Origin of the sequence: Brucella sp. BE17 (genome assembly GCF_039545455.1) — a bacterium.
In the GTDB taxonomy this organism is placed as follows: domain Bacteria; phylum Pseudomonadota; class Alphaproteobacteria; order Rhizobiales; family Rhizobiaceae; genus Brucella.
Genome location: NZ_CP154467.1, coordinates 1,329,198 through 1,348,794, shown reverse-complemented (window position 1 = coordinate 1,348,794; position 19,597 = coordinate 1,329,198). Strand labels below are relative to the sequence as shown.

Sequence of the window (19,597 nt, the reverse complement as noted above, 5' to 3'; positions counted from 1 at the left end):
TCAATTACCTAATCTTTCAAGCAGGGCCGGAACATGGACCTGATCGGATTTATAATTGCCGGTGAGCATATAGATGACGATATTGACGCCGCCACGCATGGCATAGATGCGCTGCATCGGATCGTTTGGCACGGTGGGAAGAAGCGGATTGCCCTGATCATCCACGGCCCAAGCGCCTGCCAGATCGTTTGCGGTGATCATGATTGGCGTCACGCCATCGCCGGTGCGTACTGGGCGATCCTGCTGTGCCGTGTTGGGAGTAGTTGCCTCCACCCAGAGCGGACTGCCCTGATAGCGGCCCGGAAATTCCGGCATGATGAAGAAGGATTTGGTAAGGACATGATCGTCCGGAACCGGCTCCAGTGGCGGCACGTTCATATCATCAAGTATCGCGCGCAGCCGCTGGTTGGCCGGTGATGTGGCAGGGTCAAGACTTGCGCCGGACTGCAACTGATCGCGGGTATCAAAAAGCACGGTGCCGCCCTGCTGCATATAGGCGTCGACCTTGGCGATGGCTTCAGGACTTGGCATCGTGCCGTCCGGGGCGATCGGCCAGTAAATAAGCGGATAAAAGGACAACTCGTCCTTGGCCGGATCGACCCCGATCACATCGCCGGGCTCAAGCGCGGTCTTGTCGGTCAGTGCAAAATTGAGCCCTCTCAGCCCCGCCTTGCTGATGTTGTCGATCTCGGCATTGCCGGTGATGACATAGGCGAGATGCGTTTGCGAGACAGCATTGATGATGGCCTCATCGCCCGGCTTGCTGTCATCATGCACCTGCTCCTGTGCTGCCGCATGGTCGATGCCATGGGGCATGATGCCGAATGCGGCTCCCGTCAGAACAAGCAGAGCAAGACTGGCCGCTTTGGTGCGGGTTCTGATCCGGCGACGCAAAGCCCCGCGCAGCCACAGCATCAAAAGCGTGTCGAGCGCCAGCAGAATGGCGGCGCTGGCAAAAAACGGACCGGCGAGCGGGATCGATTGATCTTCGGTGTAGGAGGTCGTGGTTACACCAACAGAAAATGCGGGCTGCTGGATCGGCTCCAGCTTGGTATTACTGTCTTCAATGATGTTGAGAGCCTTCAAGCCGTCTTCATTGCCGTAAAAACCAGGCGGCGTGTTGATGCTGACGGTGGGCTGTTTTCCACGTTCCACGATCAGTGGTCTGGCTTCCGGGGTTGGCGGTATAAGCGTACCGGACGCCGACAAAAGCTGGAACGGGGGCAGGGAGACCGTCTCCTGATCATTCTGGGCATCGCTGCGCTGCGAAAGCGATACGATACGGCGCAACATTTCCACGAAGGAGCCTGAAATCGGCAGCGTAGACCATGATGCATCGGGTGAAATATGAAACAGAACCAGATTGCCGTGCCCGCGCTGTTCACCTGTCACAAGGGGCGTGCCATCCGCAAGCACTGCAAAAGTCTTGTCGTTGAGATCGAAAGACGGTTCAGCCAGCACCTGCCGCGTGACGTTCACATCTTCTGGTACGGCCAGTCCGGCAAGCGGGCTATTGAGTGGAAACGCGCGCAGCTGTTGTGGTTCCGACCATGACAGCGAGCCGCCAAGTGCGCGTTCGCCCTTGCGAAGCTGAACCGGCAGCAGCGTATCATTGTCACTGGCTCCGGCAAGCCGGGGGCCTGCAAAACGCACCAGCGTGCCGCCGTCCTCGATCCATTTGGCGATCTTTTCGCTGACCGGTTGCGGCAGGGTCCCGATATCCGCCATGATGAGCATGGAAGGTTTGGCATTGAGCAGTTCCGGCACCGATTGCAGCAGATCAGCGGAGCGCGGTTCGATCAGATTGGCATAGGGCGAGAGCGCCCGCGAAATATAATGCAGCGGCGTAAGCAGCGGCTGCGCCAGATCGCCATCGCCACTGGAAATCAGCCCGATGGTGCGGCGCTCGGAGCCTGCATCGATCAGACGCGCGGCCCCTGCCTGTGCCGCGCTATCGACGCGGATCAGTCTGAAATCATTGCGCAATTCGACCGGAAGATTGAAACGCGCCAAGCCTTCGGCACTGCCGAGTGCAAAGCTGAGGGGAGCCTCGGCAATACGGCGTCCCTTGTCGTCATAGGCTGCTGCGCTCAGCGTACGCGGGGTGCTTGTGCCCTCGGGACGAATGGCATGGACTTCCAGATTGTCGGCCTTGTTGGCGATGCTGGTGAGTGCAAAAACGCGGCTTAAATCCGCTCCATACCAAAGCACGGAGGCAAGGCGACCGCTTTTGTCGAGTTCGGCAAAATTCTCCGTATCCCCGGGGGCAGCAAGCCCGTCATTCATCAAAGCGAGGCGGATTTTTTCATCCTGCGGGGCGCTTTTGACCAGCCGTTCAAGTGCTGCCTTGCGATCAACGGGGAGCGGGCGCGGCTGCATCGCCTGCAAACGCTCGGTGGCGCGAATAGCGTCATAAGGGCCGATCTCGGCATTGGCGGCTTCCGCTGTACCGACGATATAGATCGGTGCATCGGAAGTATTTGCGTCATCGATGAGCTTTTGAGCGGCCGCAACCCGTTGCGGCCAGTCCTCGGCTGCGGCCCAGCCATTATCGATGACGATGGCCAAAGAGCCATCACCGGAAATGGGGGCAGGGCGCGGATTCCAGATGGGCGATGCCAACGCGAGAATGACGAGGGCCGCGATCATCAGGCGCAGCAGCGTCATCCACCATGGGCTTTTGGACGGCACTTCCTCGCGCTTGAAAATTTCGGCCAGAATACGAAAGGGCGGGAAGCTTTCCTGCTGCGGGCGCGGGGGCGTCATGCGCAACAGCCACCAGATGACCGGAAGTGCTGCAAGGCCGGCAAGAAGCAATGGCGAGCCGAAAGCAAGCGGCAGGAAATTCATGTGGCCGCGCCTCTCTGTCTGGCAACATTGCCGGATGCGCTTAATGCATCATGCAGGCGCGAGAGCAGCTGTGTGGCCGGGCGGTCGGTGCGGTGCACATGATAGCTCCAGCCCAGTCGCTTGCAGAAATCAGAAAGCGTGTCACGGCGTGCGCTATAAAGGCGGCGATAATCCTCGGCATAGGTTTCAGCGCGTCCTGCCACAAGCGTTGCGCCTGTTTCAGGATCGCGAAATTCGGTTCGTCCCGCATAGGGAAAGGTTTCTTCCGCCGGATCGGCCACTTCCACCAGATGCGCCCGCACACCGCGTTGCGCAAGACGATCGAGAAACTGATTCAATTCATCGAATGGATGCAGAAAATCGGATATCAGCACGATATCGGAAAAGCGGCGGACGGGGTCGGTTTGCGGCAATGGTTGATGGTTGGACGCTTCATGCATCAGGGCGCTGGCAAGCCGTTCCGCGCCATTGCGGGCGGAAAAAGGTTGCAGCAAGGCCGGAAAGGCAATGCGTTCGCCCGAGCGTGACAGAAGTTCGGCCAGTGCGAGCAAGATGACCAGAGAACGCTCTTCCTTGGAGACGGACGCAAGTTCGGAACGATAAAGCATGGAAGGTGAAAAATCTGACCAGAGCCACACGGTATGCGCCGATTCCCATTCGCGATCCCGCACATAGGTATGGTCGTCACGCGCTGATCTGCGCCAGTCGATTTGCGCCAGCGATTCACCATCGACATAGGGCCGGAACTGCCAGAAATTTTCGCCCGGACCGCGCCTGCGGCGCCCATGCCAGCCATTCATGACGGTGTTGACGACACGCCGTGCCTCGACCAATAGATCGGGAATGGCGGCAGCGCGTGCACGCGCACGGGCAAGCACATCCTTGCGATCTGCGGTTGAAACCTGCGTGCCGATTGCCATCAGAGAACTGCCTTGACCAGATTGGCAATGACACCGCGCACATGCATGCCATCGGCGCGGGCGGCAAAATTGAGCGCCATGCGATGCTGGAGCACCGGTTCGGCCAACGCCTTCACATCATCCACGGATGGTGCGAGGCGACCGTCATAAAGCGCACGCGCACGCGCACAAAGCATCAATGCCTGACTGGCACGTGGTCCTGGCCCCCAGGCAATATGTTTTTTGGCGTGCTCGTTATCGGCATCGGGACGTGCCGCGCGAACGAGTTTCAGGATCGCTTCGACCACATTTTCAGGCACCGGCATGCGGCGCACAAGCGCCTGCATCTGCCGGAGCCTGTCTGCATCAAGGATCGCATAGGGCTTGGCTTCAGACGCGCCTGTGGTTTCAAGCAGGATGCGCCTTTCGGCGTCCAGTTCCGGGTATAAAATATCGATCTGCATCAAAAAACGGTCGAGCTGCGCTTCGGGCAATGGGTAAGTGCCTTCCTGCTCCAGCGGGTTTTGCGTGGCGAGAACATGGAAGGGGGCCGGCAGATCATAGCGCTGGCCTGCAACCGTGACGTGATATTCCTGCATGGCCTGCAAAAGCGCCGATTGCGTACGTGGGCTTGCGCGGTTGATCTCGTCGGCCATCAAAAGCTGCGCGAAGATAGGTCCTTTGAGATAACGGAACGAGCGGCGGCCATCGCCATCCTGTTCCATGACTTCCGAGCCGATAATGTCGGAGGGCATGAGATCGGGCGTGAACTGGATGCGCTGTCCGGAAAGACCGAGCACGATGCCAAGCGTTTCGACAAGTTTTGTCTTGGCAAGGCCGGGAACGCCAACCAGCAGCGCGTGACCACCCGCCAGAACCGCGACCAGCGTGCGCTCGATCACGCTTTCCTGCCCGAAAATGACAGTTCCGACACTTTCCCTGATCCGTGCTATATCAGCGAGTGCCTTTTCGGCCTCGGCGACGATCTGCTCCGCGTTTTGTGTCTCGGGCGTGACGATGACGCTCATGGGAACCTCGCAATCAAGTGGTGCCTGGGTAAGTGCTTTGACAAACGCTCTGGCGGAACTGCCTTATAAATCGCATATATACTGACAAGCCGTGAAAGGTTGACTATTTCATGACTTTACGTCGTTTCATCAGGAATAACCGAGTCGGATGATAAAAAGCACCCCCGATGGCAAATTGAAGCCGCAAACTTCGCGATATAGCGTCGAGGATGCGCGCGGACTGGAAGCGCTGATTGCGCGGGCGCAGGAAGACGCGCAGGCCAATCCATCGGCAACGATCCGCAAAATTCCGCCGGTCGAAAACTGGAACCCGGAATTTTGTGGCGATCTCGACATGGAAATCAAGGCCGATGGCACATGGTTTTACATGGGTACGCCCATTGGCCGCAAACAACTGGTACGGCTTTTTTCCACCGTTCTGCGCAAGGATGAAGACGGTAAAACCTATCTGGTGACACCGGTCGAGAAGATCGGCATCCGGGTCGAGGATGCGCCCTTTATTGCCGTCGAAATGCAGGTTTCAGGCGAGGGGGCTGAGCAAAAACTCACCTTTCGTACCAATGTCGGTGATGTGGTCGAAGCGGATGCTGAGCACCGCTTGCGCTTCGTCGTTGAGCAGTCGAGCGGCGGCTTGAAACCATATGTGAATGTGCGCGGGCGGCTGGAGGCCTTGCTTGCACGATCCGTCATGTACGATCTCGTGGCGCTTGGCGAAGAAATCGAGATGGACGGCACAATGGTGTTTGCCGTGCGCTCGCATGGTGAAGTCTTTGCGATCATGCCGGTTGAGGCGCTGGAGGCAGCCCTGAAATGATGGAAAGAATGCCATTTCAGGCGGCGTTTTCTGCCAGCGATTTTGCAAGCCGCGTGCGCCGCAGGCCGCCTGTCGATCATGGCATTACTGGCGATCATGTGCTCAATCCCGAGTTCACACAGGCCATGGTGAGTGCAAAAATGCGCGACGCGGCGGTGTTGGTGCCGGTGGTCGATCATGGGAACGAAGCGACGGTGTTGCTGACGCGCCGCGCCGATAGTTTACGCAAGCATTCCGGCCAGATCGCCTTTCCGGGCGGTGCGATCGATCCGCAGGATGGCACGGCTGAAAAGGCGGCATTGCGCGAAGCCAATGAGGAAATCGGGCTGATTGAAAAACAGGCCGAAATCGTTGGCCACATGCCGCGCTATCTGACCGGAAGCGGTTTTTCGATCACACCGGTGCTGGCGGTGGTCAATACGCCGCTCGATCTTCGCCTCAACCCTGACGAAGTTGCGGATATATTCGAGGTGCCGCTTTCTTTTCTCATGAACCCGGCCAATCATCGGCGCGAAAGCAGGCTGTTCAACGGCAAGGAACGGTTTTATTACGCCATGCCCTATCAGGAGCGATTCATCTGGGGGATAACCGCAGGGATCATTCGCGGACTTTATGAAAGGCTCTATGTTTGAGCGAGACAATCAATATTGCAGACCGTGCCGACTGGCTGAAAGGGCGCCCGCTACAGGCGCTGTTTGACACTCTCAACCGCGAAGGCGGTGAGGTGCGTGTGGTCGGGGGAGCTGTGCGCAACACGCTGCTTGGCACGCCCGTTGACGACATCGATGTGGCGACCACACATGTGCCGCAGGAAACGGTGCGACTGTCTCAAGAAGCGGGTTTTAAAACAGTGCCGACCGGCATCGAGCATGGCACGGTGACGGTGGTGGTGAAGGGAACGCCCTTTGAAGTGACGACGCTGCGCCATGATATCGAAACCGATGGGCGCCATGCCAAAGTGGCTTTCGGCACTGATTGGGAAGCGGATGCGCAGCGGCGTGATTTCACCATTAACGCGCTTTATGCCAAAGCGGACGGAACCGTCATCGACACCGTCGGTGGCATGGCAGATATCGAGACGCGAACCTTGCGCTTTATTGGCGACGCGGAGCAGCGTATTCGCGAGGATTATCTGCGTATCTTGCGGTTTTTCCGCTTTTTTGCCTGGTACGGTTCAGGGCGCCCCGAGGCCCAGGGGCTGCGCGCCAGTGCGAGATTGAAGGATGGCCTCGCCCAGCTTTCGAGTGAACGGGTGTGGGCTGAGCTGAAAAAGCTGCTCTCTGCCCCCGATCCTTCGCGCGCGCTGTTGTGGATGCGGCAGGCGGGCGTTCTGACGACAATTTTGCCGGAAAGCGAAAAATGGGGCATCGATGCCATTCACGGCTTGGTGCGTACAGAAAGCGATCTCGGCTGGCAGACGGATGCATTGTTGCGGCTTCAAAGCATCGTGCCGCCTGATGCCGTTCGTCTGGAATCCATGGGCAAGCGGCTTAAAATGTCGAATGCCGAGCGGGCGCGATTAGAGGCGTGGGGAAGGGCAGATGCAATTCTGCCTGAGCTTTCGGAACAGGCGCTCAAGAAAATCATCTATCGCGGCAGCAAGCAGGCCGTTATTGATCGTATTCGTCTGGCTTATGCTGGCGCTCGTCAGGACGCGCCCGGCAGCGACAATGCGATGATTCGTGCTGGCGGGTTTGCACGATTGCTTGAAACTGCAGAAAACTATGATGCGCCAGTTTTTCCTGTCACAGGTGGTGATTTGCTGGAGCTGGGAATGGAAAAAGGCGCGGTTCTGGGTGAGGAATTGCGGCGGCTTGAAACTTTCTGGATCGACTCCGGTTTTAGCCTTGACCGTGCCGCACTTCTGCTAAAACTTGATCACCATAAAATGAAGAGCTGAAGGCTTGCCTGAAAATTTCAGCCGTATTTTCATCCATTGATGGCTGGGGTTTGCCTGTGCCGATTTAAGAGAGCCTGATAATGTCTAATACTGATACGTCCCGAGAAGACCAGACGGTCGCCGTACCGCAGCAAGAGTTGGGTCCGCAACAAAAATTCGGCACCGAAGGCCTTGCGGCCATGGATCGTCCGAGCAAGATCACCCGTTTTTTCATGGGGATTGTCTCGTGGGCGGAGAGCCTCAATCTGAAATATGCCAAGCTGGGCAATCCACCGGTTTATGACAATGCGACTTTTCCCTGGTCCGCTGAGATAGAGAAGGAATGGCCGGCGATCCGCAAGGAACTCGATACCATTCTTTTGCGTCAGAGCGAGCTTCCATCTTTTCAAGATATTTCGACTGATGTGAAGACGATCTCGACAGACAATCGCTGGAAGACCTTTTTCCTGCTCGGATTTGGTGTGAAGTCGGAACAGAATATCAAAGCCTGCCCGGAGACATGGCGCATCGTCAACAAGATACCGGGTCTGACCACGGCGATGTTCTCGATTTTCGAGCCGGGCAAGCACCTGCCGCCGCATCGCGGCCCCTATAATGGTGTGCTGCGCCTGCATCTGGGGCTGATCGTGCCGGAACCCAACGACAAGTTGGCCATACGCGTCGACAAGGAAGTCTGCCATTGGCATGAGGGCAAGGTGCTAATTTTCGACGATGCCTATGAGCATGAGGCATGGAACCATTCGGATGAGACACGCGTGGTCCTGTTTGTCGATTTCGTAAAGCCGCTGAAATTCCCGGCGCGTTTCGTCAACTGGTGCCTGATGAACCTTGCCATCTTCACGCCCTTTATCAAGGAGGGGCTGGATAACCACAATGAGTGGGAAAAGAAGTTCTATGCGGAAGCCGAAAAGCTCCGCAATCAGCCAAAGCCATAAAGTGGCCGGAGCATAAAAAGGCGGGGATATTCCCCGCCTCGTCACTTAAAGCATGTCGCATGTCTCCCAAAACCGCACCGCTTTTGAGAGACATGCTCTATGGCCATTTCACCACAGGCGGCATGGACGAGAGAATGGAGTTTACATTGCCGCCGGTCTTGAGGCCGAAAATCGTACCGCGATCATAGAGCAGATTGAATTCGACATAGCGGCCACGGCGCACAAGCTGTTCGTGGCGGTCGGCGTCGGTCCAATCCTTGTTGAAGTTCTGGCGTACCAGATGCGGATAGACCACGGAAAATCCGCGTCCGACATCCCTTGTGAAGGCGAAGTCGGTATCCCAGCCGCCTTTTTCCTCCGACGAATGCAGCCAGTCGTAGAATATGCCGCCCGTTCCGCGCGGCTCGTCACGATGGGGCAGGAAAAAATACTCGTCGCACCAGTCCTTGAGACGCTGATAATCGACAATATCTTTATGCTTCTCGCAAATGAAGTTGAAAGCCTTATGGAAAGCCAGTGTGTCCGGGTCTTCTTGCGTACGCCGGTTGTCTAGCACCGGCGTGAGGTCGGCACCACCGCCGAACCATTGCCGCGTTGTCACGACCATGCGCGTGTTCATATGAACGGCCGGTACGTTGGGGTTCTGGGGATGGGCGATCAGGGATATCCCGCTGGCCCAATAGCGTGGATCTTCTTCTGCCCCGGGTATTTGTCCGCGAAATTCGGGTGAGAACTCGCCATGGACAGTCGAGACATGAACGCCGACTTTCTCAAAAACGCGGCCATTGAGGATCGACATAACGCCTCCGCCGCCATTTCCCTCGTCCTTCTGCCAGGGCGTACGCACGAAACGCCCCGGTTCGCGATCGCCAAGGGGGCCTTGCAATTCGTCTTCAAGTTGTTCGAAGGAGCCGCAAATCCGATCGCGCAATTCTTCGAACCAGTGTTGGGCTTGCTGCTTTTTGTCCTCGATATCGTGCGGGATAATCGCGGGAATGTCGTCGCGTTGCATTTTCGTTTCCTCTCGGCGCGATTTACCGGATGGCCGTGCACGAAATGTGCCGTCAGGGCAGATCGTTTAAATCACCATCGCTAGCTTAAAAAGTGACTATGGACGCAAAGTATGAAGAACTTATTCAGTTGCATGCACGAATGCCGCGCACAAGAAAAGACTCGTCTTTATGCGTGCATTTGCCTATCTTTACCGGCTGAAAGGCCGGAATATTCACGCTTTCGGCTTGCCGGGAGGCCCGCATGGCAGCAGCACCGCCCCGTCCACCGCTTGATGGCCTGCGCAAGCAGCTTGAGAAGAGCCGTGCGAAAAACGGGCGAATGCCACGTGACGGTTTTATCCGCGAGACTTTTACACTCCCACGTCAGGCGGCGCGCGAAAAGGCCCGGGAATGGTTTAATACCTTCCCAAAATCCGCTTACTGGACCGAGATCGAAAGCTGGTGCGAGCGCCCCGACGATGTGATCGAGTTTACGATGCGACGTCTGCCGAGCGCTGATTGAAACTTCGCGTCTGCCGCATGGCTTCGCCGATTGTCATCGCAACGGTGACTGCCAGATTGAGCGAGCGTGCGCCGTGCATCATAGGTATCAGCAAGCGCGCATCGGCGCTGTCATGAACCGCATCGGGTACACCGGCGGATTCGCGTCCGAACAAAAGAATGTCGTTTGCCTGAAATTGATGATCAGTATAGGCCACGCCGCCCTTTGTGGAAAGCAGCACGATCCGGCGCCCGCTTTGCGCACGCCAGTTCTCAAATTCCTTCCAGTCCGAATGGCGCACCAGCGCTGCCTGTTCGGTATAATCCATACCTGCACGTTTCAGCGCACGGTCAGAAATATCAAAACCGGCAGGCTCAATCAGATCGACAGTAAAGCCCAAGCATGCAGCCATGCGCAAGATTGTTCCCGTATTGCCGGGAATATCGGGCTGGTAAAGGGCGACGCGCAAATCCATATGGTGCGGGTAGCGCGAAACAGCTGTGATCGCAAGGGTGACTGCTGCAATCGATCACAAAAATATTCCTGTTATGTTCTGGTTTTATCTTCACAAGGCGTGAAGGTCTGTCTAAAAGGGGCGCCATGTTTAGATGGTTTGAAGAACGCTTAGCACCCTATCCAGAAGAGCCCCCGCGTGAACCACCGCGCGGGCTGGTGGCCTTCTGCCTTTATTACACCCGTGGCGCATGGCCGTGGATCATCGGCATGGCGATTTTCACCACCCTGATCGCCATCATCGAAGTTTCGCTTTTCGCTTTCATGGGCAATATCGTCGACTGGCTTTCCAGCCAGTCGCGTGAGACGTTTTTGAGCAATGAGGGCTGGCGTCTGGCGCTGATCGCGGGTGTGGTACTGGTGATTTTACCGGGGGTGGTGCTGGCCCATTCGCTGATCATTCATCAGACCTTGCTCGGCAATTATCCGATGCGGGTGCGCTGGCTGATGCACCGCTATCTCATCCGCCAGTCGATGGCGTTTTTTCAGGACGAATTCGCGGGCCGTATTTCGACCAAGCTGATGCAGACCGCGCTCGCTGTGCGCGAAACGGTGATGAAAGTTCTCGACGTTCTCAATTACGTCATCGTTTATTTTGCTGGTACGCTGTTCATCGCTGCGTCCGCTGATCTGCGCCTGATGATCCCCTTTGCCGTCTGGCTGGTGGTTTATATCATCCTGTTGCGCGTTTTCATTCCGCGGCTTCGGCTGGTCTCTAGCGATCAGGCCGACGCGCGTTCTACCATGACGGGCCGTATTGTCGACAGCTACACGAATATCGCAACGGTCAAGCTTTTTTCGCATTCAAGCCGGGAAGAGAGCTATGTCCGCGAAAGTCTGGATATTTTTCTGGGCACCGTGCACAGCCAAATGCGGCTCATCACAAAATTTCATTTCACGCTCTATTTTTCCAATTGCTTGTTGTTGTTTGCAGTTGGTGCGCTTGGCATTGAGCTGTGGATCAATGAGGCGGTTTCCATCGGTGCGGTCGCGGTTGCAATCGGTCTGGTGTTGCGTTTGAACGGCATGTCGCAATGGATCATGTGGGAAATGTCGGCGCTGTTTGAAAATATCGGTACCGTTGAAGACGGTATCACCACGATTTCCCGCGCCCATCAGGTGGTAGATCAGCCCAACGCACCAGCATTGCATGTCGCAAAAGGTGAGCTCGATTTCGACCGGGTCGGCTTCCACTATAGCAAGGGCAAGGGTGTTCTGGAAAATCTTACGCTCAAAATTCCGGCTGGCCAGAAAGTGGGACTGGTCGGACGGTCGGGCGCAGGCAAGTCCACATTGGTAAATTTGCTTCTGCGCTTTTATGATCTTGAACAGGGTCGGGTTCTGATTGATGGACAGGATATTGCCAAGGTCCAGCAAGATTCGCTGCGTGCCAATATCGGCATGGTGACGCAGGACACGTCGCTTCTGCATCGAACCGTGCGTGAAAACATAATGTATGGCAGGCCCGATGCGAGCGAAGACATGCTGGCGCGTGCGATCAAACTTGCGCAGGCGGATCAGTTCATTCCGCAACTAACCGACCTCAAAGGGCGGGCAGGGCTTGAGGCGCATGTGGGCGAGCGTGGCGTCAAGCTTTCGGGTGGTCAACGCCAGCGTATCGCTATCGCGCGGGTGATGCTGAAGGATGCACCGATCCTTATTCTGGACGAGGCAACATCCGCACTCGATTCGGAAGTGGAAGCTGCCATTCAGGACAGTCTCAACACGCTGATGGAAGGCAAAACGGTGATTGCTATTGCGCATCGTCTTTCCACCATTGCGGCTCTTGATCGTCTTATCGTGATGGATCAGGGCCGTATCGTTGAGGATGGCACGCATGAGGAACTGGTGGCGCAGGGCGGCATTTATGCCGGACTTTGGGCGCGACAATCCGGCGGCTTCTTAGGCTTTGACGACCTCTCCGAGGATCCGATTGTAAAGTAGCATGTGGTGGATAGCGCCCCTATCGCTATAAGAACCGCATATTGACGGCCCGTTTTTAGCGGGCCGTCTTTTTGTTGGGTAATTGCTGGAATAGACAGCCAAATCAGCCTGCGACATGGTGCCGTCATAGGAACTTGATGTCTGGACAAGCGATTTTTACACGCCTAAATCGGATAGTGGAACAGAGGGAATTTCGTCCTGCAGCACTTGCGGGAGCGCTTTCGCGTAAGTGCAAATGCGGACGAGGGGAGAATTCAATTGAACATGCAGTTTACAAGGGAGCTGGCACGTGAGCGCACACGACACGGCTGAGCCGACACGGCGTGATTTTCTGTATATTGCGACGGGAATGGCAGGTGTGGTTGGTGTAGGCGGTCTGGCATGGCCGTTTATCGACCAGATGCGGCCCGACGCTTCGACATTGGCGGCAGCTTCCATTGAAGTTGACGTTTCTTCTCTCACGGAAGGTGCATCGCTGACCGTGAAATGGCGCGGTAAGCCGGTCTTCATTCGAAACCGCACGGCCAAGGAAGTGGACGATTCCAAGGCGACCGCGATGGGTGACCTGAAGGACACCAACGCCCGTAACGCCAATCTTGCAACGGACGCAGAAGCAACTGACCTTGCCCGCTCGGCAGGTGAGGGCAAGGAAAACTGGATCGTCATGATCGGCGTCTGCACCCATCTGGGTTGCGTGCCGCTGGGTGAAGCTGGTTCGTTCGGTGGCTGGTTCTGTCCTTGCCATGGCTCGACCTATGACACGTCCGGTCGTATCCGCAGCGGTCCGGCACCGGAAAACATGCACATTCCGCAATTTGCATTCACTTCCGATACGGTCATCAGGATCGGCTGAAACAGGTCTCGGGGAGAGATAATATGAGTGGTGGACACTCCACATATACGCCGACGACCGGCATCGAAAAATGGGTGGACTCGCGGCTTCCCTTGCCGCGCCTGGTCTACGATTCTTTCGTTGCCTATCCGACGCCGCGTAACCTCAATTACATGTACACCTTTGGCGGTATTTTGAGCTTCATGCTCATTTCGCAGCTTCTGACCGGTATCGTTCTGGCCATGCATTATGCCGCCGATACGGGCCTCGCGTTCCATTCGGTCGAAAAGATCATGCGCGACGTCAATTCCGGCTGGCTCCTGCGCTACATGCATGCCAATGGTGCTTCGTTCTTCTTCATCGCCGTTTATCTTCATATCGCACGCGGTCTTTACTACGGTTCCTACAAGGCACCGCGCGAGTTGCTGTGGATTTTAGGCGTTGTAATTTTCCTTCTCATGATGGCGACTGCCTTCATGGGCTATGTTCTGCCCTGGGGGCAGATGTCGTTTTGGGGAGCCACCGTTATCACCGGCTTCTTCACGGCCTTTCCGGTGATCGGGGAGCCGATCCAGCAGCTTCTGCTCGGTGGGTTCGCGGTCGATAATCCAACGCTCAACCGCTTCTTCTCGCTGCATTACCTGCTGCCGTTCATGATTGTCGGCGTTGTGATCCTGCATGTGTGGGCGCTGCACGTCACCGGCCAGACCAATCCGACCGGTATTGAAGTCAAGTCGGAAACCGACACACTGTCCTTTACGCCCTATGCAACCATCAAGGATGCGTTCGGTGCACTGGTCTTCTTCGTGTTCTTCGCCTATTTCGTCTTCTATATGCCGAACTACCTTGGTCACGCCGATAACTATATCCCGGCTGACTCGCTGAAGACGCCTTCGCACATCGTGCCCGAATGGTACTTCCTGCCCTTCTACGCCATGCTGCGAGCCATCACCTTCAATATCGGCCCGATCGATTCCAAGCTTGGCGGCGTTCTGACCATGTTCGGTTCCATCGCCATTCTTTTTGTCGTGCCATGGCTCGATACATCGAAGGTTCGCTCTGCTGTTTACCGTCCGTGGTTCAAGCTGTTCTTCTGGCTGTTCGTGGTCAATGCCATCTTCCTCGGCTGGCTTGGATCGCGTCCGGCAGAAGGCTCCTATGTCTTCATGGCGCAGATCGGAACGCTTTATTATTTCGCCTTCTTCCTGATCATCATGCCGGTTATCGGTCTGATCGAGAAGCCGAAGCGTCTGCCGAACTCGATCACCGAAGCAGTTCTGGAAAAGAGCCATGGCAAGTCCGAGATTACCCCTGTGGAAATCAAGGCCTGACAGCGAGAGATGAAGGACGTAACAATGAAAAACATCCTCAAGAGTTTCGCTGCCCTTGGACTTGTTCCGTTGGTAGCACTTGGGATTGCCATGGGTGGTGCCTCGGCTGAGGAAGGCGGAAATGCTGCTGAACCGGAGCATTTTCCGATCCATCATCCAAAGCAGGAAAGCTGGACTTTTTCCGGGCCTTTCGGCACCTATGACAAGGGCCAGCTTCAGCGCGGTTTGAAGGTTTACAAGGAAGTCTGTTCGGCTTGCCATTCCATGGAACTGGTCGCCTTCCGCTCGCTGGAAGAGCTGGGCTATTCGCCCGATCAGGTCAAAGCTTTTGCAGCCGAATATGAAGTGCAGGACGGGCCCAATGCGGATGGCGAAATGTTCACCCGCAACGCCATTCCGACGGATTATTTCCCGTCACCATATCCAAATGAAGCGGCAGCCGCTGCCTCCAATAATGGTGCGGCTCCGCCGGACTTTTCTCTGATTGCCAAGGCGCGTGCGGTTGAACGTGGCTTCCCGACCTTTATCTTCGACATTTTCACGCAATATGCCGAAGCAGGACCCGATTATATCCACGCGCTTCTGACCGGCTATAACGAACAGCCGCCAGCAGGCATGCATATTCCTGAAGGCACGCATTACAACCCGTATTTCATTGCGGGCAAGTCGCTGGCCATGGCACCACCGTTGAGTGACGAGGCAGTGTCCTATGAAGACGGCTCGCCTGAAACGGTCGATCAATATGCACGTGATGTTTCGGCGTTTCTTATGTGGGCTGCAGAGCCGCATCTTGAACAGCGCAAGCAGACCGGTTTTCGCGTTATCATCTTCCTCGTTCTGTTCGCTGGCCTTACCTATATTGCCAAGCGTTCGATCTGGTCGGGTGTGAAGCACTAAACTGCTTTGAGACACACATTCGAGAGAAGGCGCCTTGGGCGCCTTTTCTTTTGCCTGTGGGCCGCCTGTTTCCTTGGCCAAAAAGCTTGGCGTGAACGCGATATCATGCTTGAAAGACCCAACGCCTCAAAACATAAGGCATCGAATAGTTTTCCAGTAGAAAGGGACGTTCATGGACTCCGGGTTAAAAGCCAGTCTAAAGGATGCCATTCGCACCATTCCGGATTATCCGAAACCCGGAGTAGAGTTTCGTGATGTCACGACACTTATGGGCGACGCACAGGCTTTCCGCCGCTCGGTGGACGAACTGGTCTATCCCTATGCCGGCAACAAGGTCGACAAGGTTGCAGGCATCGAAGCACGCGGCTTTATTCTGGGCGGTGCAATAGCGCACCAGCTCTCGGCTGGATTTGTGCCGATCCGTAAAAAAGGCAAACTGCCGCGCGATACGGTTCGCATCGCCTATAGTCTTGAATATGGCATTGATGAAATGGAAATGCATCGTGATGCCATAGAGAAGGGCGAACGCGTCATTCTGGTCGATGACCTGATTGCCACGGGCGGGACCGCGGAGGCTGCCGCAAAACTGCTTTTGCAGATGGGCGCGGAAATCGTTGCGGCCTGTTTTGTGATCGATCTGCCGGATCTTGGGGGACGCAAAAAGCTCGAAGCGCTGGGTGTACCGGTGCGCACGCTTGTCGAATTTGAGGGTGATTGAGTGAAAGCCCGGATTTGAAGCCGGGTCTAATTCACGAAAGCAGTTTCACCATTGCGGAATTGTCGAAGGAGAGCACCTTTTCTGCATGCTGGTTAAAAGCGGATGTGCTCATGGAAAGCATCGACCATCCCGGTCGTGATGTAAGCGGGCGCACGGCATGGACGGTGCGTTTATAGGTAATCGTATCACCGGCAAAAACGGGCTTCAGCCATTTAAGATTTTCAAACCCCGGCGAGGGGCCGAAAGTGGGTGGTATTTCGCCGCGTTCGATCGCGTCTTTCGTCGCTGCCACAATAGAAGCGACATTCAATTTCATGAAGATGGCTGTCGTATGCCAGCCCGAGGCGCAGAGACCTCCGAAAACGCTGTTTTTGGCTGCTTCACTATCCATATGAAACGGTTGCGGATCGAATTTTGATGCGAAACGAATGATTTCCTCAGCGCTGAACGTGTAGCTGCCAATGATGTGCTCTTCGCCAAGATGCTCTTCAAGGAAACTCATGCTACATCCCCTTGCGCTTCAGGGTTGCGCAAGGCAACCATCGCGGTGTGTTGGGTTTCACAGACGACTTCACCGCGCTGATTGACGATTTCATTATATACGGTCAGGAAGCCGACACGTGGCATGGATTTCGACCGCCGTCGCGAAAGAACGGTTGAAACGCCGCTTAGCGTGTCGCCTGCCAGAACCGGACGTTTCCAGCGATTGAAATCGATACCGGGACTGCCCTGCGAGGTTGAGTCTTTGAGATAAGCCTCCCAGATCATGCGCATGAAAAGCGACATTGTATGCCAGCCGGAAGCCGCCAAACCACCCAGAACGCTTGCCTTTCCTGCATCTTCATCGAGGTGGAAGGGCTGTGGATCAAATTCGCTTGCGAATTCGATGATCTCTTCCTTGCTGACCATGCGAGGGCCGAAGGGCAGTTTCAGCCCCGGCGTAAAGTCTTCATAGGCTAACTTCGGTGTCTGATCAGTCAATCCTGTCTCCTCCCGAATATGAAAAAGGCCGCTCCATGGAACGGCCTTATGGTATCAGGTGTTGAAGCGGAAGTGCAGCACATCGCCGTCATGGACGATATATTCCTTGCCTTCGTCGCGTGACTTTCCAGCTTCTTTTGCGCCGGTCTCGCCATTATACTTGACGTAATCCTCATAGGAAATCGTCGCGGCGCGAATGAAACCGCGCTCGAAATCGGTGTGAATGACACCGGCGGCGGCTGGCGCCTTGGTGCCGCGCTTGATGGTCCAGGCACGGGTTTCCTTGGGGCCTGCGGTGAAATAGGTGATAAGATCCAGAAGCTTGTAGCCAGCACGGATCAGACGGTCGAGGCCCGGTTCTTCAAGGTTCATGCTGTCGAGATATTCCTTGGCTTCATCATCGGGAAGCTGGGCAACTTCCGCTTCAATGGCCGCGGAGATGATGACTGTTTGCGCGCCCTGCTCCTCAGCCATTTTATCGACAGTGGCGCTATACGCATTGCCTTTGGCAGCATCGCTTTCGGCGACGTTGCAGACATAGAGCACAGGCTTTGATGTCAAAAGGTTGAGGCCGTTGAGGATCGCGAGATCATCCGGCGCAATGTCTTTGAGCATCAGGCGGACAGGTTGGCCATTCTGGAGAAGCGCTAGCGCCTTTTCCATGATCGGAAGCACGCTGAGCGCTTCCTTGTCCTTGCCGGTCGCACGCTTTCTGATCTGTACGATGCGGCGTTCGATGCTTTCAAGATCGGACAGCATCAATTCGGTTTCGACAGTCTCAGCATCCGAAACGGGATCGATCCGGCCTTCGACATGGGTGATGTCATCATCCTCGAAGCAGCGAAGAACATGCACGATGGCGTCAACTTCGCGGATATTGGCAAGAAACTGATTGCCCAGCCCTTCACCTTTGGAGGCGCCGCGCACGAGGCCTGCAATGTCGACGAAGTTGATGCGGGTCGGGATGATCTCCTTGGAACCGGCAATGCGTGCCACCTCGCTCTGGCGCGGATCGGGCACGGCCACTTCGCCGGTATTCGGCTCGATGGTGCAGAACGGATAATTCGCGGCCTGTGCGGCGGCTGTTTTGGTCAGCGCGTTGAAAAGCGTTGATTTGCCGACGTTCGGCAGACCGACGATGCCGCATTTGAAACCCATGATATTCGTCCTTTATCGCTTCACGCGGTAAATTGAGCGCACGGCGCCGTTATGAAGCGCCTTGGCGGATTGCAGATCCAGCCAGTGGCGTGATGATTTTTTGAAAGCCGGTTTGCCGCTTCCCAGTATGACCGGAATAGTTCCTATATCGATGATGTCAAGCAGGCCAGCATCAAGAAATTGCCGCGCCAGATCGCCACCGCCCATAAGCCATATGCGGCCATGCGCTCCCATGGCTTTCAACTTCCCGAGCAGTTCATCGGGTGTACCAGCCATCCTGGCGGTGTTTGCTGGCAGATTGTCAAATTTTTGATGCGTGGCTACAACGACTGGCAGTGATCCATAAGGCCATTCCGCAACAGAACGAACCACATCAAAGGTATCGCGTCCCATGACGATGCCGGTGATGCCAGCCATGAACTCATCAAAGCCGAAGCCGTCATCTGGCGGAAACTGTTCCAACCAGTCAAAGCTGCCATCATCATTGGCGATGAAGCCATCAAGGCTCATGGCAAACATATAAACGACATCGCTCATAGTTTAGTCTTTCTTGCCAAGCAGCTTTTTGAGCATTTCCGCCATAGGGCCGCTTTCAGGAATACCCGGCTTCTTCTGGTTCTGCCGTGCCTGCCTGATATGACTTTGCGCCTTGGTTGGGGCTTTTTGCAATTGCGACGTGTCGGCCTTGAAACCATTGGGACGCTTGTTGCCATCGCCCATAGCCAAAGCCACACGGTTCATAAAACCGTTCTCGTCAGTTTTAGCAAGCATTCCGACATTATCGGCAACGGCACCGAGAAGCGCATCCAGCCATTCATTGTCGGCCTTGGCGAAATCACCGAGCACGTAATTATGCACCAGTTCCTTGGCACCCGGATGCCCGATGCCAAGTCGCATGCGGCGGTAATCTTTGCCGTCGGGAAAAGCCTGCATATGCGCGTCAATGGATTTGATGCCGTTATGTCCGCCCGAACCGCCACCGGTCTTCAGGCGCAGCTTGCCCGGATGCAAATCCAGTTCATCATAGATCACGACGAGATCGGCGGAGCTAAGTTTGTAAAAGCGCATAGCTTTGCCGATGGCCTCACCGGAAAGGTTCATGAAAGTGTGCGGTTTGATCAGCAGCACTTTCTCGCCGTCAATCACACCATCGGCAATCTCGGCCTGAAACTTCTTCTGCCAGTTTGAAAAGCGATGGCGGCGGAATATTTCATCCGCCGCCATGAAACCGATATTATGTCGGTTATGCGCATATTGGGAGCCCGGATTGCCAAGTCCTGCGATGAGCAGCATGGTTCACAAA

20 protein-coding genes are annotated in these 19,597 nt (G+C 55.7%); 10 read left to right on the top strand and 10 right to left on the bottom strand.

Annotated elements, in window-relative coordinates; all coding sequences use genetic code 11:
* Genes AAIB41_RS06555 through AAIB41_RS06545 form a run of 3 tightly spaced genes read right to left on the bottom strand, consistent with a single transcriptional unit; the run spans position 1 to position 4,777 of the window.
* The gene (locus AAIB41_RS06555) at positions 1-2,850 is read right to left on the bottom strand and encodes a DUF4159 domain-containing protein (protein WP_343312465.1); all 2,850 of its coding nucleotides are present in this window, start codon (positions 2,848-2,850) and stop codon (positions 1-3) included.
* Positions 2,847-3,770 (bottom strand): DUF58 domain-containing protein, encoded by a 924-nt coding sequence (locus AAIB41_RS06550; RefSeq protein ID WP_343312464.1) that lies wholly within the window; start codon positions 3,768-3,770, stop codon positions 2,847-2,849. The genes AAIB41_RS06555 and AAIB41_RS06550 overlap by 4 nt, the downstream gene beginning before the upstream one ends.
* The gene (locus AAIB41_RS06545) at positions 3,770-4,777 is read right to left on the bottom strand and encodes a MoxR family ATPase (protein WP_343312463.1); all 1,008 of its coding nucleotides are present in this window, start codon (positions 4,775-4,777) and stop codon (positions 3,770-3,772) included. The genes AAIB41_RS06550 and AAIB41_RS06545 overlap by 1 nt, the downstream gene beginning before the upstream one ends.
* 148 nt (positions 4,778-4,925) lie before the next feature.
* Here AAIB41_RS06545 and AAIB41_RS06540 point away from each other — a divergent pair, with 148 nt between their 5' ends.
* The 4 genes from AAIB41_RS06540 to AAIB41_RS06525 all read left to right on the top strand — a co-directional run bounded on the left by AAIB41_RS06540 (position 4,926) and on the right by AAIB41_RS06525 (position 8,426).
* Complete coding sequence (locus AAIB41_RS06540; RefSeq protein WP_343312462.1) at positions 4,926-5,591, top strand: DUF1285 domain-containing protein; 666 nt, start codon at positions 4,926-4,928, stop codon at positions 5,589-5,591.
* 8 nt (positions 5,592-5,599) lie between these two features.
* A complete protein-coding gene (locus AAIB41_RS06535) occupies positions 5,600-6,223 on the top strand; it encodes a CoA pyrophosphatase (protein ID WP_343314688.1) in 624 nt (207 codons plus the stop codon).
* A complete protein-coding gene (locus AAIB41_RS06530; RefSeq protein WP_343312461.1) occupies positions 6,220-7,491 on the top strand; it encodes a CCA tRNA nucleotidyltransferase in 1,272 nt (423 codons plus the stop codon). The genes AAIB41_RS06535 and AAIB41_RS06530 overlap by 4 nt, the downstream gene beginning before the upstream one ends.
* 80 nt (positions 7,492-7,571) lie before the next feature.
* Positions 7,572-8,426 carry an aspartyl/asparaginyl beta-hydroxylase domain-containing protein gene (locus tag AAIB41_RS06525; protein ID WP_343312460.1) on the top strand — a complete coding sequence of 285 codons (855 nt, stop codon included), beginning with the start codon at positions 7,572-7,574 and terminating at the stop codon, positions 8,424-8,426.
* Positions 8,427-8,523: 97 nt separating this feature from the next.
* Here the strand turns inward: AAIB41_RS06525 and hemF are convergent, their stop codons facing one another.
* Positions 8,524-9,438, bottom strand: coding sequence for an oxygen-dependent coproporphyrinogen oxidase (gene hemF / locus AAIB41_RS06520; RefSeq protein WP_343312459.1), 915 nt, complete (start codon positions 9,436-9,438; stop codon positions 8,524-8,526).
* A gap of 242 nt (positions 9,439-9,680) precedes the next feature.
* On the opposite strand from hemF, the gene AAIB41_RS06515 reads away from it, so the two are divergent.
* Entirely contained in the window at positions 9,681-9,941 is a 261-nt protein-coding gene (locus tag AAIB41_RS06515) for a hypothetical protein (RefSeq protein WP_343312458.1), read from the top strand.
* Here AAIB41_RS06515 and AAIB41_RS06510 read toward each other — a convergent pair.
* Positions 9,910-10,395: a tRNA (cytidine(34)-2'-O)-methyltransferase gene (locus tag AAIB41_RS06510; protein WP_343312457.1), complete on the bottom strand. Its 486-nt coding sequence runs from the start codon at positions 10,393-10,395 to the stop codon at positions 9,910-9,912. The genes AAIB41_RS06515 and AAIB41_RS06510 overlap by 32 nt on opposite strands.
* Before the next feature lie 125 nt (positions 10,396-10,520).
* Here AAIB41_RS06510 and AAIB41_RS06505 point away from each other — a divergent pair, with 125 nt between their 5' ends.
* From AAIB41_RS06505 to AAIB41_RS06485, 5 genes are all read left to right on the top strand, one after another.
* Complete coding sequence (locus AAIB41_RS06505) at positions 10,521-12,377, top strand: ABC transporter ATP-binding protein (RefSeq protein WP_343312456.1); 1,857 nt, start codon at positions 10,521-10,523, stop codon at positions 12,375-12,377.
* 289 nt (positions 12,378-12,666) lie between these two features.
* Positions 12,667-13,230 (top strand): ubiquinol-cytochrome c reductase iron-sulfur subunit, encoded by a 564-nt coding sequence (petA, locus tag AAIB41_RS06500; RefSeq protein WP_343312455.1) that lies wholly within the window; start codon positions 12,667-12,669, stop codon positions 13,228-13,230.
* A 23-nt stretch (positions 13,231-13,253) separates the two neighbouring features.
* Positions 13,254-14,540, top strand: a complete 1,287-nt coding sequence (locus AAIB41_RS06495; protein WP_343312454.1) for a cytochrome b N-terminal domain-containing protein — start codon at positions 13,254-13,256, stop codon at positions 14,538-14,540.
* A 24-nt stretch (positions 14,541-14,564) separates the two neighbouring features.
* Positions 14,565-15,437, top strand: a complete 873-nt coding sequence (locus AAIB41_RS06490; protein WP_343312453.1) for a cytochrome c1 — start codon at positions 14,565-14,567, stop codon at positions 15,435-15,437.
* A 172-nt stretch (positions 15,438-15,609) separates the two neighbouring features.
* Positions 15,610-16,155 (top strand): adenine phosphoribosyltransferase, encoded by a 546-nt coding sequence (locus AAIB41_RS06485; protein ID WP_343312452.1) that lies wholly within the window; start codon positions 15,610-15,612, stop codon positions 16,153-16,155.
* A 31-nt stretch (positions 16,156-16,186) separates the two neighbouring features.
* Here the strand turns inward: AAIB41_RS06485 and AAIB41_RS06480 are convergent, their stop codons facing one another.
* Genes AAIB41_RS06480 through pth form a run of 5 tightly spaced genes read right to left on the bottom strand, consistent with a single transcriptional unit; the run spans position 16,187 to position 19,587 of the window.
* The gene (locus AAIB41_RS06480; protein WP_343312451.1) at positions 16,187-16,657 is read right to left on the bottom strand and encodes a MaoC family dehydratase; all 471 of its coding nucleotides are present in this window, start codon (positions 16,655-16,657) and stop codon (positions 16,187-16,189) included.
* The gene (locus AAIB41_RS06475) at positions 16,654-17,136 is read right to left on the bottom strand and encodes a MaoC family dehydratase (RefSeq protein WP_343312450.1); all 483 of its coding nucleotides are present in this window, start codon (positions 17,134-17,136) and stop codon (positions 16,654-16,656) included. The genes AAIB41_RS06480 and AAIB41_RS06475 overlap by 4 nt, the downstream gene beginning before the upstream one ends.
* A gap of 54 nt (positions 17,137-17,190) precedes the next feature.
* Positions 17,191-18,294 (bottom strand): redox-regulated ATPase YchF, encoded by a 1,104-nt coding sequence (gene ychF / locus AAIB41_RS06470; RefSeq protein ID WP_343312449.1) that lies wholly within the window; start codon positions 18,292-18,294, stop codon positions 17,191-17,193.
* Positions 18,295-18,306: 12 nt separating this feature from the next.
* Entirely contained in the window at positions 18,307-18,831 is a 525-nt protein-coding gene (locus tag AAIB41_RS06465; protein ID WP_343312448.1) for a dihydrofolate reductase family protein, read from the bottom strand.
* Positions 18,832-18,834: 3 nt separating this feature from the next.
* A complete protein-coding gene (pth, locus tag AAIB41_RS06460; protein ID WP_343312447.1) occupies positions 18,835-19,587 on the bottom strand; it encodes an aminoacyl-tRNA hydrolase in 753 nt (250 codons plus the stop codon).
* Between the last annotated feature and the right edge of the window lie 10 nt (positions 19,588-19,597).

Coding starts and splice junctions, on each gene's coding strand:
- AAIB41_RS06505 (WP_343312456.1), top strand. CDS start 10,521: ATGTTTAGATGGTTTGAAGAACGCTTAGCACCCTATCCAGAAGAGCCC.
- ychF (WP_343312449.1), bottom strand. CDS start 18,294: ATGGGTTTCAAATGCGGCATCGTCGGTCTGCCGAACGTCGGCAAATCA.
- pth (WP_343312447.1), bottom strand. CDS start 19,587: ATGCTGCTCATCGCAGGACTTGGCAATCCGGGCTCCCAATATGCGCAT.
- AAIB41_RS06490 (WP_343312453.1), top strand. CDS start 14,565: ATGAAAAACATCCTCAAGAGTTTCGCTGCCCTTGGACTTGTTCCGTTG.
- AAIB41_RS06540 (WP_343312462.1), top strand. CDS start 4,926: ATGATAAAAAGCACCCCCGATGGCAAATTGAAGCCGCAAACTTCGCGA.
- AAIB41_RS06485 (WP_343312452.1), top strand. CDS start 15,610: ATGGACTCCGGGTTAAAAGCCAGTCTAAAGGATGCCATTCGCACCATT.
- AAIB41_RS06525 (WP_343312460.1), top strand. CDS start 7,572: ATGTCTAATACTGATACGTCCCGAGAAGACCAGACGGTCGCCGTACCG.
- hemF (WP_343312459.1), bottom strand. CDS start 9,438: ATGCAACGCGACGACATTCCCGCGATTATCCCGCACGATATCGAGGAC.
- AAIB41_RS06545 (WP_343312463.1), bottom strand. CDS start 4,777: ATGAGCGTCATCGTCACGCCCGAGACACAAAACGCGGAGCAGATCGTC.
- AAIB41_RS06535 (WP_343314688.1), top strand. CDS start 5,600: ATGCCATTTCAGGCGGCGTTTTCTGCCAGCGATTTTGCAAGCCGCGTG.
- AAIB41_RS06550 (WP_343312464.1), bottom strand. CDS start 3,770: ATGGCAATCGGCACGCAGGTTTCAACCGCAGATCGCAAGGATGTGCTT.
- AAIB41_RS06555 (WP_343312465.1), bottom strand. CDS start 2,850: ATGAATTTCCTGCCGCTTGCTTTCGGCTCGCCATTGCTTCTTGCCGGC.
- AAIB41_RS06480 (WP_343312451.1), bottom strand. CDS start 16,657: ATGAGTTTCCTTGAAGAGCATCTTGGCGAAGAGCACATCATTGGCAGC.
- AAIB41_RS06495 (WP_343312454.1), top strand. CDS start 13,254: ATGAGTGGTGGACACTCCACATATACGCCGACGACCGGCATCGAAAAA.
- AAIB41_RS06510 (WP_343312457.1), bottom strand. CDS start 10,395: ATGGATTTGCGCGTCGCCCTTTACCAGCCCGATATTCCCGGCAATACG.
- AAIB41_RS06465 (WP_343312448.1), bottom strand. CDS start 18,831: ATGAGCGATGTCGTTTATATGTTTGCCATGAGCCTTGATGGCTTCATC.
- AAIB41_RS06515 (WP_343312458.1), top strand. CDS start 9,681: ATGGCAGCAGCACCGCCCCGTCCACCGCTTGATGGCCTGCGCAAGCAG.